Source organism: Micrococcus sp. NPDC078436, assembly GCF_040702705.1.
In the GTDB taxonomy this organism is placed as follows: Bacteria; Actinomycetota; Actinomycetes; order Actinomycetales; family Micrococcaceae; genus Micrococcus.
Map to the genome: position 1 here is coordinate 100,481 of NZ_JBFBLX010000005.1, position 13,056 is coordinate 113,536.

Below are 13,056 nucleotides of genomic sequence, written 5' to 3' on the forward strand. Positions count from 1 at the left end.
GTCACCCTCACGGCGCGGCGTGCACCGGGACCCAGCGGCCGCCGTCGCGCCGCAGGACGTCCAGGCGCCCCGTGACGGCGACGCCGGACACCGCCTCCGCCATCCGCGCGCCGACGCCCGCGGCCTCGGCGTCCTCCCCCGCGCGGTGCGAGGCGGGGACGGTGAAGCGCAGCACGATGCGCGGCACCCGGGAGACGACCTCGACGTCCTTCGCGGCGAGCACGTGCGTGGCCTGCACGGCGGCCTCGGCGAGGTCCATGACCTCCTCGGGGCGATGGCCGGGGCGGAGGTCGCCGATCTGCAGACGGGCGCGGTAGGAGGGCATGCCGCCAGGGTAGCGAGGCGGCGCCGCACGGCCTCCGGGGTCCGGGGGCCCTCGTAAGGTGGGGCCATGACCGACGCGACCTCTCCCGCCCTGCCCGCGATCCTCGAGCCGCTGACGATCAACGGCGTCGAGGTGCGCAACCGCCTGATCCTGCCGCCCATGTGCATGTACGCGTGCGAGGCCCGCGACGGCGTCCCCCACGGCTGGCACTTCCAGCACCTGGGGGCACGGGCCGCGGGCGGCTTCGGGATCGTGGTGGCGGAGGCGACGGCGGTGACGCCCGAGGGGCGCATCTCCGCGTGGGACACCGGCCTGTGGAACGACGAGCAGCGGGACGCGTGGGCGCCGATCGCCGCGTACGTCGCCGCCGAGGGCGCGGTGCCCGCGGTCCAGCTGGGCCACGCCGGAGCGAAGGCCTCCACCGTGCCCATGCACCCGGGCGTGCCCGCGGGCGAGCCGATCCTGGAGGGCCCCGACGCGTGGGAGACCCTCTCCCCCTCTGGCGTGCCCGCCACCTCGATGCCGGCGAACGTGCGCGCCATGACCGAGCAGGACGTCGCGGGCACCGTGCGCGCCTTCGCGGACGCCGCCCGTCGCGCGGACGAGGCCGGGTTCGGCGCCGTGCAGCTGCACGCCGCCCACGGCTACCTCATCCACCAGTTCCTCTCCCCGCTGACCAACACCCGCACGGACGGGTACGGCGGAGACTTCGAGGGGCGCACGCGGTTCCTGCGCGAGATCGTGGCGGCCGTGCGCGAGGTGTGGCCCGCGGACAAGATCCTGGGCGTGCGGATCTCCGGCTCCGACTGGGTGGAGGAGGGCTGGGGCATCGAGGAGACGGTGCGCCTGGCCCGGATCCTCGAGGAGGAGGGCGTGCACTGGATGGACGTCTCCTCCGCGGGCCTGGGCGACCGGTACCACGGCCCCAAGGGCCCGGGCTACCAGGTGCCCCTGGCGCGGGCGGTGAAGGAGGGGACGCAGCGGATGGTGGTGTCCGCCGTCGGCTCCCTGACCACGCCGCAGGAGGTGGAGGAGGTGCTCGCCTCCGGCGCGGCGGACGCCGTGTGCGTGGGGCGGGCGGCCCTCGCGAACCCGAACTGGCCGGTCGAGGCGGCCCTCGAGCTGGGGGCGAGCGCGGAGCAGGCCCCCATGGCCCGGCAGTACTTCCGCGCGACGTGGGGCCCGGGTGCGCACTGAGCCGCGCCGTCGTCGCGCCCCTCGCCGAGGGCGGAACGCGCCGGCCCGACGTGCCCCGAGCCCGGAACTCCGGTAGAACAGAGCCATGAGCGTGCGCACCCCCGACCCGAATCCGGGATGGCTGTCCGAGGAGGACCTCTACGAGGCCCGCCGGCGGCTGCCCATGGTCTACGTGGAGGCGATCCCGGTGCGCCTCGACGCGCTCGGCTACGTCTCCGAGATCGGCCTGCTCTACGTGGCCGACGACGAGGGCCGCTTCCAGCGCACCATCGTCTCCGGCCGCGTGATGTACCGCGAGACGATCCGCGCCGCGCTCATGCGCCACCTCGAGAAGGACCTGGGCCCGCTCGTGTTCCCACAGCTGCCGCCGTCGATCGTGCCGTGCACCGTGGCCGAGTACTTCCCTGCGCCGTCCGAGACGGGGCTGACCGACGACCGGCAGCACGCCGTCTCGATGGTCTACGTGGTGCCGGTGACGGGCGAGTGCAGCCCGCGCCAGGACGCGCTGGAGCTGACGTGGCTCACGCCGGACGAGGCGCTGAGCGAGGACGTGCAGGCCGAGTTCATCGGCGGCCGCGGGAACCTGCTTCGCCAGGCGCTCGCCCACGTGGGCTGGGGGCGATGAGCGTGGCACCGGTCAGCGGCGGCTACCTCCGTCACCTCAAGGCCCAGGAGGTCCAGCCGGGCGACTCCTTCCTCACCCGCCGCGGCGAGCCCGCCCCGGCCGTGGCCTCCGTGCGCACGGTGCGGGACGACTTCGGCACGCCCGCACTCGTGATCGCCACCCTGGAGGGCGGCCGCGAGGTGAGGATCGCCCACGGCTCCGTGATCCGGGTGCGCACCGAGCGCCCCGAGGAGCGCAAGGCCGCGGCGGACACGGCCTTCTCCCCCGTGGACGCGGGCTCCCCCGAGTCCCGGATCGTGGCCGTCGGCCAGCGCCACCTGGACGACCCGGAGCTCGTGGCCACGGCCGCCCGCCTCTCCCACGGGCTGAACCTGCGCTCCGGATCCCAGCTCGAGGACCTCTTCGACATGGCCGCGCGCATGTACCTGCTGCACGAGGACGTGGAGGGCACGCTGGCCACGCTCGGCCTGCTGACGAACCTGCCGTGGGACGGGGCCGTGGGCCGCTGGAAGTCCATCCAGGCCGCCCTCGCCCTGGCCGCGCAGATCCTGCGGGAGGAGGACGAGCACATCACCGCCGCCAACCTCGGCAAGCGCCTCCTGGAGGCCGACGAGGTGCCCAGCGAGCCCGGCCGCGCCGCCCGCGTGCTCGAGGTGCGCCAGCGCCAGCTCAACGCCCCGCCGCTGTACGAGCGGGAGATCTCCAAGGCCCTGCAGGCCCGGGACGCCGCCGCCGAGTTCCAGTGGCGCAAGGCCCGGTTCGCCCAGCTGCTCTACCTGCGGGCGCGCGGCGGCTCCGAGACCCTCACGGACGCGGACCTGGACTCGCGGATCTCCCGGGAGCTCGGGACGCTCCGTGAGCTGGCCCGCACGGTGGAGTCCAAGGCGGCGGCGGGACGCTGAGCGGGGCGTGCCCGGCCACGGGACGCGGCCCGCGAGGCAGAGGGACACGCGCGGCGTCCCATGACGACGACCCGGCGCAGACCCGCCCGCGGCCGGTTAGTCTGCTCCGATGACCTCCACCCCGCAGCGCCCCTTCCTCCTGGTCCAGACGCGCCCCGAGGTGGACGCCGCGCTGGCCGAGGCCGAGGCCGTGCAGCGCCTCGGGGGCTTCGCGGACGGACAGCTGACCGCGATGCAGCTGGGCCGCGATCTCGGCGCCGCACCCGACGCCCGCCCCGACTGGGGTGACCTCCTGGCCCGGCACGCCGGCGTCATCCTGCCCGGCAGCCCCTACACCACCTCCGACCCCGAGGACACGAAGTCCGCGCTGCAGTGGCGCGTGGAGTCGGAGCTCGCCCGGATGCTCGAGGTGGTGCTCGCCGGGGACCGTCCGTTCTTGGGCTGCTGCTACGGAGTCGGCACGCTCGGGCGTCACGTGGGAGCGCTCGTGGACGGCACGTACGGCGAGTCCGCAGGGCCCGTCACGGTCACCCTCACGGACGAGGGCGCGGCAGACCCCCTCCTCGCGGGGATGCCGGCCGACTTCACCGCCTACGTGGGCCACAAGGAGGCCGTGACGCAGCTGCCGGAGGGCGCCGTCGTGCTGGCGTCCGGCGTCGCGTGCCCGGTGCAGATGTTCCGCCTCGGCGAGCACCAGTACGCCACGCAGTTCCACCCCGAGCTCGACCAGGCCGGGCTCCTGGAGCGCCTGCGGATCTACGCGCACCACGGGTACTTCGCCCCCGAGGAGTCCGATGCCACGTTCGCGCGCATCGCCGCGACGACCGCGCCCGAGCCGCCGCGGATCCTGGAGAACTTCCGGCGCGCCTACGAGGGCTGACGGGCCCGACGTCGGGACGGCCGGGTCACACCCAGCCGCGACGGGCGGCCTGCACCCCGAGCTGGAAGCGCCCCTCGGCGCCCATGCGCCGTGCGAGCTCAGAGACGCGCCGCTGCACGGTGCGGCGGGAGACCTCGAGCGATCGGGCCATGCCCTCGTCCGTCATCCCAGTGCTGAGCATCGCGAGCAGGCGGCGGTCGTGGGGGTCGAGCGCGCCGTGGTCCCCCGAGGAGACCGGGAGGGCCAGCTCCCACTGCTGCTCGAACAGGCGGACGAGGGCGTCCACGAGCAGGGCGCCGCGCACCACGAGACCCTCCCCGGAGCCGGGGCTGGGGCCGACGAGTCCCACGAGCGCGACGGCGTCGTCCGCGATCAGGAGCTTGAAGGGCAGGTGCGGCATGACGCGCCCCGTCTCGCCCGGCGTGGACCCGATCAGCTCCCATCGCTCGGGCGGTTCGCCGCGGAGCGAGTCGCCCTCGTAGATCACGCGCCACTCCACGCCCCGCGCGGAGGAGCGGGACTGCGCGGACTCGGGCAGCGGGTCGGCGTGGAAGTAGGGCCCGCGGTCGAAGCCGCGCACGGTGTGCCGCGCCGTGCGCGCGATCCCGACGGCGGCCTCCACGATCTCCGCGGCCCCCACCACCACGTCCAGCGACTCGCGCCCCGCGCCGGCACGACGTCGGAACTCGGCGTGCAGGGACTCGGCCGCCTCGCGCAGGGCGTCGGCCCGGGCCTGCGCTCGGTTCGCCTCGGCCGTCAGCGGCCGGTGCGGCGACTGGACCGCAAGGGACCCGTCGTCGTGCCGCCGGACGAGCCCGAGCGCCTCCAGGTGCGCGAGCGCGGCGGCGTCCACGTCATCGGTCCGGGTCTCGGGCCGCGCGAGGAGCGCGCGGAAGGCGGCGAGCTCCTCGGGGTCGAGGGCGGGGGGAGCGGCGTGGCGCAAGGGCGTCATGGCACGTTGACGCTACCTCACAGGGGTGCGTGATGCACCTCACGGTGGTGGGATGGCGGGAACGTCGCCCAGGCGCCGTCCCGTCACTCACGGAGGATCCTCATGACCCACTCGCCCACTCGTCGCCACCGCGCCCTCGGGGTGACCTCGGCCCTCGCCCTGGTCCTCTCCGGCGCCGCCGCCGCCGGGGCCGCCCCCGATCCCGACGCGGTCACCGCCGTCACCGGGGCCGCGGCGGACACGTCCCGCACCGCGCCCGCCCCCGAGACCTTCGAGGACGGCGCCTACGTCGTCGTCCTGGCGGAGGCCCCCGTGGCCTCCTACGACGGCGGCACCGAGGGGTACGCCCCCACCCGCCCCGGCAAGGGCAAGGGCCGGGACAACGGCTTCAACCCCAAGAGCGCGAACGCCCGGGCCTACGCCAAGCACCTGACGAAGAAGCAGGACACGGTCCTCGAGCGCACCGGCGCCGGCGCCCCGCACACCCGGTACACCACCGCCCTCAACGGATTCTCCGGCACGTTCACCGCGCAGGAGGCTGCGGCCCTCGCCGCCGACCCGGCCGTGCTCGCCGTCGTGCCGGACGAGATCCGCCAGATGGACACCGTCTCCTCCCCCGACTTCCTCGGCCTCACAGGCAAGAAGGGCGTGTGGGCGGGGCTCCTGGGCAAGAAGGGCGATCAGGCGCAGGCCGGCCGCGGCGTCGTCGTCGGCGTGATCGACAGCGGCATCCGCCCGGAGGCCGCCTCCTTCCAGGACCGCGGCCACCCCGCCGCCCCCGCGGACTGGGCCGGCGGCTGCGAGACCGGTGACGCGGAGGCATTCCCCGCCGACTCGTGCAACGACAAGCTGATCGGCGCCAAGTACTTCGTGCAGGGCTTCGGCGCCGCCCGCCTGGCCGAGGTCGAGACCCTCTCCCCGCTGGACGCCGGCGGCCACGGCACCCACACCGCCTCCACGGCGGCCGGCAACAAGGACGTGACCGCCACGGTGGACGGCCTCGAGCGCGGCACCGTCTCCGGCATGGCCCCGGGCGCCCACGTGGCCGCCTACAAGGCCTGCTGGGAGGGCGTCACCGGCGGCGGCTGCGCCACCTCGGACACCGTGGCCGCGATCGACGCGGCCGTGGCCGACGGCGTGGACGTCGTGAACTTCTCGATCTCCGGCACGAGCACCAACGTCGTGGACCCGGTGGAGGTGGCCTTCATGAACGCCGCCACCGCCGGTGTGTTCGTCGCGGCCTCGTCCGGCAACTCCGGCCCCACGGTCTCGACGACGGCGCACCCCTCGCCGTGGATCACCACCGTGGCGGCCTCGAGCCACGCGGTCTACGAGCACACGCTCGTGACCGGCGACGGCCAGCGCTTCATCGGCTCCTCCGTCACCGCCCCGCTGCCCGCCTCCACTGCCCTGGTCTACGCCGGCGACATCGCCGCCGCGGGCGCGGACCCCGCGAAGGCCGCCCTGTGCCTGCCGGGCACCCTCGACTCCGCGAAGGCGGCCGGGAAGATCGTGGTCTGCGACCGCGGCGAGAACGCCCGCGCCCAGAAGTCCACCGTGGTCAAGGACGCCGGCGGCGTCGGCATGGTGCTCGTGAACGTCACCGACGCCGGCCTCAACGCCGACCTGCACGCGATCCCCTCCGTGCACCTGGACCACACGAACCGCGATGCCCTGCTGGCCTACGTGCGGGCCGGGAACGCCACCGGCCAGATCCTGGCCACGAACGAGGGCACCACCACCCTGGTCCCCGAGGTCGCGGGCTTCTCCTCGCGCGGCCCGTCCCTGGCCGCCGAGTCGGACCTGCTGAAGCCGGACATCTCCGCCCCCGGCGTGGACGTGCTCGCCGCATACTCGCCGGAGGAGGCGGGCGAGGACTTCGCCTACGTCTCGGGCACCTCGATGTCCTCCCCGCACATCGCGGGCCTCGCCGCGCTCGTGAAGCAGGGACGCCCCGAGTTCAGCCCCATGGAGATCAAGTCCGCCATGATGACGACGGCGCGCGACCACGCGTCCGAGACGTCCCCGTTCGCGGGCGGCGCGGGCTTCGTGGACCCCACGACGATGATGGACCCGGGGCTCGTGTTCGACTCGGACCGAGAGGACTGGTTCGACTACCTCGCCGGCCAGGGCATCACGTTCGCGGCCACCGGCGAGCCGGTCTCCGAGAACCCGATCGACGCCTCGGACCTCAACGTCCCCTCGATCGCGATGGGCGAGCTCTACGGCTCGCAGACCGTGACCCGCACGCTCACCAACGTGGGTCGCTCCAACGGCGAGTGGACCGCGCACGTGGAGGGCCTCGAGGGCCTCGACGTCTCCGTCTCCCCACAGGTCATCAAGCCGCGCCGCGGGGCCGACGCGGACGTGGACATCTCCGTCACCGCCGCGGGCGCTCCCGCGGGCGAGTGGGCCACCGGCCACATCGTGTGGACCGGCCCGGCCGAGCAGCGGGTGCGGATCCCCGTGGTCGTGCGCCCCGGCGTCGCCGACGCCCCGGCCACCGTGACCGTGGAGCGGGACGCCGACTCGCTCGAGCTGCCGGTCGTCTCCGGCGTGGACGGGACCTTCACCACCCGCGTGAACGGGCTGACCCGCGGCGAGGAGCACACCGGCACCACGGTGCGCCGCCCGTTCTTCGACAAGGCCGACGCGGCCCTGACCGCTCACGACTTCGCGTACCCGCGCGGCTACCCCACCGTGCGGATCGAGGCCGAGACCGCCGCGCCCGACGTGGACCTGGACGTCTACGTGACGAGCTCGTGGTCCGGCTACCCCGTGGCCCGCTCCACGACGCGCGGCACCGGCACGGAGGTCTACCAGGGCCGGATCTACAGCTCGGCCCCCGAGCACCAGGTCCACGTGGTCGCGAAGCCGGGCGCGGACGGCCTGCCCTCCGACGCGCCGATCGACTACACGCTGCGGGTGTTCTTCCCGCAGGAGGGCGGCGGCGACAACGGCGTGCTGACCTTCGATCCGGCCTCCGCCGCGGTGAAGCCCGGAGAGACGCACGTCTTCCACGGCACCCTGGAGACCGACGGGGTCAGCCCCTACATGGGCACCGTGGACATCCTGCACGACGGCAGGGTGGTGGACACCACCACCGTGCGCGTGCAGTGATGCGCGGATGAGGCGGGCCCGCCGGCGAGAGCCGAGCGGGACCCCCGGAGACGAGGCGGCCCCCTGACGGGGGCCGCCTCTTCCGTGCCATCCCTTCCGTACCGTGGAGGCCATGACCGCGAACGACGTCCCCCCGTCCTCCCTGCCCTACGTCCCCGGCCCCGCCGTCCGCGCGGCGCTGACCCCCACGCAGGCCGTGGACGCCCTCGAGGCGGCGCTGCGCTCCGGCGTCGATCCGGAGCACGACGCCCCGCGCACCCGCCTGGACACCGCGCACGGCCAGCTGCTGCAGATGCCCTCGACGGCGGGCACGGACACCGGCACGAAGCTGCTGACCGTCTCCCCGGACAATCCCGCGCGGGACCGGCCGCTCATCCAGGGCGTCTACGTCCTCTTCGGCGGCGAGGAGCAGTCCCCGCGCGCGGTGATCAACGGGCTCGAGCTCACCAACCTGCGCACCGCGGCGGTCTCCGCGCTGGGTGTCCGGCTGATGGGGACGACGGCGCCACGTCACCTCGCAGTGTTCGGCACCGGGGTGCAGGCGTGGGAGCACGCCGTGGCGTTCGCGGACGTGTTCACGCTGGAGCGGATCACGGTGGCCGGGCGGAACCGTCTCAAGGCCGAGGCCATGGCCGCACGGATCGAACGGGAGCTGGGCGTCGACGCGGACACCGGCGGCGCGGAGGCCGCCGCCGAGGGCGACGCGGTGGTGTGCGCCACATCCGCGACCCAGCCCTTCTTCGACGGCGACCTCGTGCGGGACGACGCCGTCGTCGTCGCGATGGGCGCCCACACCCCGGACGCCCGAGAGCTGGACGACGTCCTCATGGGGCGCGGCTTCGTGGCCGTGGAGTCCCGGGACTCCGCCCTGCGGGAGGCCGGGGACGTGCTCCTGGCGATCGAGGCCGGCGCGCTCCGCGGGATCGGAGACGTGGCCACGCTCGCCGAGCTCGCGGCGGGGACGGCGCGTCGGCCGACGGGCAGGCCCGGCGTGTTCGTGACCACGGGCATGCCGTGGCAGGACCTCGCGGTGGCCGTCGCCGTGGCCGAGCGCGCGGGGGCCTGAGCAGCCGCCCGCGCCGCACGCCGCCACTACGCTGAGACGCATGTCCGTCACCCCCGCATCTGCCTCCCGAGGGCGCCGCGCGCCGTCGTCGCCCGCCGCCGCGAGCGCCCCCGCCCATCCCACGCACTTCGGGTTCGAGGTGACCTCGCGCCTGGAGTCCGGGGGCGTCGACGGCGCCCCGCTGGGCCGCACCGGCGTGATCAGCACCCCGCACGGGCAGATCCAGACCCCGGCGTTCATCCCGGTGGCCACGCAGGCCACGGTCAAGGCAGTGCTGCCGGAGTCCATGAAGGAGCTCGGCGCGCAGGCCCTGCTGGCCAATGCCTACCACCTGTACCTCCAGCCCGGTGACGACCTCCTCGACGAGGCCGGCGGGCTGGGCGCGTTCATGAACTGGCCCGGCCCCACGTTCACGGACTCCGGCGGCTTCCAGGTGATGTCCTTGGGCTCCGGGTTCAAGAAGGTCATCGACATGAAGGGCCCGGACGCCCCGGCCGGCCAGGGCGCGGACGACGCCGTCGCCCCCGGCAAGGAGCGCCTGGCCAACGTGGACGACGACGGCGTGTGGTTCACGTCCCACCTCACCGGCGACAAGCACCGGTTCACGCCCGAGGTGTCACTGCAGATCCAGCACAACCTCGGGGCGGACATCATGTTCGCCTTCGACGAGTTGACCACCCTGCACAACTCCCGCGGCTACCAGGAGGAGGCCCTCGAGCGGACCCGCCGGTGGGCCCAGCGCTGCCTTGACGAGCACGCCCGCCTCACCGGGGTCCGTGCCGACCGGCCGTACCAGGCGCTGTTCGGCGTGATCCAGGGCGCGCAATACGAGGACCTGCGCCGCAAGGCCTGCCGGGACCTCTCCGCGATGCGCACGGAGTTCCCCGCGGCCGGGGAGCTGGACGCCGCGTCGAACGGCTTCGACGGCTACGGCGTGGGCGGGGCGCTCGAGAAGGAGAACCTCGGGACCATCGTCGGCTGGTGCGCGCAGGAGCTGCCCGAGGACAAGCCGCGGCACCTGCTCGGGATCTCCGAGCCGGACGACCTCTTCACGGCCGTGGAGAACGGCGCGGACACGTTCGACTGCGTCTCCCCCACCCGCGTGGCCCGCACCGGCGCGTTCTACACGCGCGACGGCCGGTTCAACCTGCCGGGCGCGAAGTACAAGCGGGACTTCGGGCCGCTCGACGCCGAGTGCGACTGCTACGTGTGCGCGAACTACTCGCGGGCCTACATCCGCCACCTCATGAAGGCCAAGGAGATGGTGGCGCACACACTCGTCTCGATTCACAACGAGCGGTTCACGGTCTCCCTCGTGGACCGCATCCGCGCGGCCATGCAGGACGGGACGCTGCCCGATCTCAAGGCCGAGACCCTCGGCCGGTACTACGCCCCGAAGGGCTGAGGGGTGCCGGGTGCGCCGGCACGCTGCGACGGCGCGAGCCAGCACGCTGCGGCGGGCGCGAGCCAGCACGCTGCGGCGGGCGCGAGCCAGCACGCTGCGGCGGGCGCGAGCCAGACGTTTCTGCTGTTCTGAGGGGGCTGTCACGACCGATTCGTCTGGCTCGGCGACGCTCGGACGCGTGGGAGACGTGAGCCAGACGATTCAGCGGCTCCTGCACAGAGCCGCCGGCTCGGCTCGCCCTCCACGGCCCTCGCCGTCGCGGCGCCGGGTCCGCCCATGGAAGGGGAGGCTGGCGGCATGGTCGCCCCTCCTCCGCACGACGACGCCACCCTCAGCCCCGTCTTCCCGGTCGCCGCGGGGCTGCAGGCCGGTCTGACGGCCTCGCAGCTGCGCGGCCCCCGGTTCGACGCCCCGCACCACGGGCTGCGGCACACCGCCGGGGGTCAGCCCTCACTGGCCGACGTCGTCCGCGCCCTCCAGCGGACGAACCCCGGCACCGCGGCCACCCACGCCACCGCCGCTCGCCTCTGGGGGATGTGGCTGCCGCGGCAGTGGGAGCGCGGCCCCATCCATCTGGCGCGCACGCGGGCCGAGGGCGGGGCGCCGCGCCGCAGCGGCGTCGTCGGGCATGAGCTGCACCCGCAGGACCCCATGCTGGTGCGTGCCGGGGTGCGGATCACGACGCCGGCCGCCACCTGGGCGGCGCTGGCGCAGCTGGGTCTGCCGTTGGCCGACGTCGTCGCCGCCGGGGACAGCCTGCTGCAACGGGCTGACGGCCCGGCGGGCCGGCGTCGCCCCGGCGAGCATCCGCGGTGCACCGTGCGTGATCTGGAGGCGGAGGTGCTCCGGGTGCGCGGCAGGCGAGGGACGCGGACCCTGCGAGCGGCCCTGCCGCTGCTCAGGAACGGCGCGGATTCGAGGGCCGAGACGCTCCTGCGACTGGCGCTGACCGACGCGGGTGTGCCGGAGCCGGAGGTGAATCCGCTGCTGATGCTGAGCGACGGGTCCACCGTCCGGCCGGACCTGGTGTGGCGGGAGGCCCGCGTCTGCGTGCAGTACGAGGGCGATCATCACCGAACGGACCCGGAGCAGTGGCGGCGGGACATCGAGCGTGACCGCCGGATGCAGGCCGAGGGGTGGATCGTGCTGCGCGTGGCCGCCAGCGTCTTCACTCGGCGCGGCCTCGACGCCCTGTTGCGCGACCTCGCCGCCCACCTGCGGCTCCCTCTGCCTGCATGAGCCAGACGAATCGGCCGCCGAGCCAGACGAATCGGCGGCAGGGGGGCGTGCGTACCAGCAGGAATCTCTGGCTCACGCCGCCCCCCGCTCGCGTCATCTCACACGAACGCGCCGACCCCCGTGATCTCGCGGCCGATGATCAGCCCCTGCACGGTCTCGGTGCCCTCGTAGGTGTGGATCGCCTCGATGTCCGCGAAGTGGCGGGCCACCTCGTTCTGGATGAGGATGCCGTTGCCACCGAGCAGGTCGCGCGCGTTCGCGGCGATGGACCGCGCGGCGCGCGTCGCCGAGTACTTGGCCAGGGACGCCATCGGACCGGTGAGCCGGCCCTCGTCCTCGAGCCGGGTCGCACGGAGCACGAGCAGCTGCACCTGGGTGAGCTGGGAGAGCATCTCGGCCAGACGGGTCTGCACGCTCTGGGCGGCGGCCAGCGGCCGGCCGAACTGGATGCGCTGCCCCGCGTACTGCACCGCCGCCTCGTAGCAGCCCACGGCCTTCCCGAGGGCGGACCACGCGACCCCCACGCGCGTGGCGAAGAGGACGCGGGAGGTGTCCTTGAAGGAGCGGGCCTCGGGCAGGACGTCGGCGTCGGGCACGAACACGCCGTCGAGGGTGATGTGGGCCTGGTCGATGGCCCGCAGCGCGACCTTGCCCTTGATGACCTCGGCCGTGTAGCCCTCGGACTCCTGGCGCACGATGAACCCGCGGACCTTCTCGTCCTCGGCGCTGCGCGCCCACACCACGGTCACACCGCCGGCGGCCCCGTTGCCGATCCACTTCTTGTGCCCGTGCAGCCGCCAGCCGCCGTCGACGCGCTCGGCGCGGGTCTCCAGCGAGACGGAGTCGGAGCCGTGGGTCGGCTCCGTGAGCGCGAAGGCGCCGTAGAGCTCGCCGCGCGCCATGGCCGGCAGGTGCTCGGCACGCTGCTCCTCGCTGCCGCACAGCTGGATCGAGCGCATGGCCAGACCGCCCTGCACGCCCGTCATCGTGGCGATCGAGCCGTCCAGCCGCGAGAGCTCCATCATGGCCAGGCCCGCGGCCACGCGGGACACGTCGGGCAGCCCGGCGACGGGCACGCCGTCGCGCAGCAGGTCGGCCTGCCCCAGGCGGGCCACGAGGTCCAGCGGGTACTCGTGGCGGTCCCATGCATCCCGGATCCGGGGCAGCACGTCCGGCTCGAGCGCGAAGGCGCGGGCCCGACGCCACACGTCCTTCTCGGCGTCGGAGACGTCCGCGAGCGCCAGGTAGAAGTCGGTGTCCAGCGGCGTGGCGACGTCGTACTCGGGCTCGACGGTGGGCAGGGTCTCGGTCATGGTGGCCTCCCGGGCGGGGTCGGAGAGATGGG

11 protein-coding genes are annotated in these 13,056 nt (G+C 74.3%); 8 read left to right on the forward strand and 3 right to left on the reverse strand.

Going from position 1 to position 13,056, the window contains the following annotated elements:
- Positions 1-7: 7 nt before the first annotated feature.
- On the reverse strand, positions 8-325 hold the full coding sequence (locus AB0302_RS04760) for a hypothetical protein (RefSeq protein WP_319075562.1): 318 nt from the start codon (positions 323-325) through the stop codon (positions 8-10).
- 66 nt (positions 326-391) lie between these two features.
- Here AB0302_RS04760 and AB0302_RS04765 point away from each other — a divergent pair, with 66 nt between their 5' ends.
- The 4 genes from AB0302_RS04765 to AB0302_RS04780 all read left to right on the forward strand — a co-directional run bounded on the left by AB0302_RS04765 (position 392) and on the right by AB0302_RS04780 (position 3,929).
- Entirely contained in the window at positions 392-1,522 is a 1,131-nt protein-coding gene (locus AB0302_RS04765) for an NADH:flavin oxidoreductase/NADH oxidase (protein ID WP_319075560.1), read from the forward strand.
- An 85-nt stretch (positions 1,523-1,607) separates the two neighbouring features.
- A complete protein-coding gene (locus tag AB0302_RS04770) occupies positions 1,608-2,147 on the forward strand; it encodes an NUDIX hydrolase family protein (RefSeq protein ID WP_248118053.1) in 540 nt (179 codons plus the stop codon).
- Positions 2,144-3,049 (forward strand): DUF6707 family protein, encoded by a 906-nt coding sequence (locus AB0302_RS04775; RefSeq protein WP_319075559.1) that lies wholly within the window; start codon positions 2,144-2,146, stop codon positions 3,047-3,049. The genes AB0302_RS04770 and AB0302_RS04775 overlap by 4 nt, the downstream gene beginning before the upstream one ends.
- A gap of 109 nt (positions 3,050-3,158) precedes the next feature.
- Entirely contained in the window at positions 3,159-3,929 is a 771-nt protein-coding gene (locus AB0302_RS04780) for a glutamine amidotransferase (protein ID WP_366370690.1), read from the forward strand.
- Positions 3,930-3,954: 25 nt separating this feature from the next.
- Here the strand turns inward: AB0302_RS04780 and AB0302_RS04785 are convergent, their stop codons facing one another.
- The gene (locus AB0302_RS04785) at positions 3,955-4,881 is read right to left on the reverse strand and encodes a LuxR C-terminal-related transcriptional regulator (RefSeq protein ID WP_366370691.1); all 927 of its coding nucleotides are present in this window, start codon (positions 4,879-4,881) and stop codon (positions 3,955-3,957) included.
- Between the two features lie 102 nt (positions 4,882-4,983).
- Between AB0302_RS04785 and AB0302_RS04790 the strand changes: the two genes are divergently transcribed.
- The 4 genes from AB0302_RS04790 (at position 4,984) to AB0302_RS04805 (ending at position 11,711) form a co-directional block, all read left to right on the forward strand.
- Entirely contained in the window at positions 4,984-8,001 is a 3,018-nt protein-coding gene (locus AB0302_RS04790; protein ID WP_366370692.1) for a S8 family serine peptidase, read from the forward strand.
- 112 nt (positions 8,002-8,113) lie between these two features.
- The gene (locus tag AB0302_RS04795; RefSeq protein ID WP_366370693.1) at positions 8,114-9,067 is read left to right on the forward strand and encodes an ornithine cyclodeaminase family protein; all 954 of its coding nucleotides are present in this window, start codon (positions 8,114-8,116) and stop codon (positions 9,065-9,067) included.
- Positions 9,068-9,107: 40 nt separating this feature from the next.
- Positions 9,108-10,472, forward strand: coding sequence for a tRNA guanosine(34) transglycosylase Tgt (gene tgt / locus AB0302_RS04800; RefSeq protein WP_366370694.1), 1,365 nt, complete (start codon positions 9,108-9,110; stop codon positions 10,470-10,472).
- A gap of 297 nt (positions 10,473-10,769) precedes the next feature.
- Entirely contained in the window at positions 10,770-11,711 is a 942-nt protein-coding gene (locus AB0302_RS04805) for a hypothetical protein (protein WP_366370695.1), read from the forward strand.
- Between the two features lie 98 nt (positions 11,712-11,809).
- On the opposite strand, the gene AB0302_RS04810 is transcribed toward AB0302_RS04805, so the two are convergent.
- Positions 11,810-13,024, reverse strand: coding sequence for an acyl-CoA dehydrogenase family protein (locus AB0302_RS04810; RefSeq protein WP_366370696.1), 1,215 nt, complete (start codon positions 13,022-13,024; stop codon positions 11,810-11,812).
- Between the last annotated feature and the right edge of the window lie 32 nt (positions 13,025-13,056).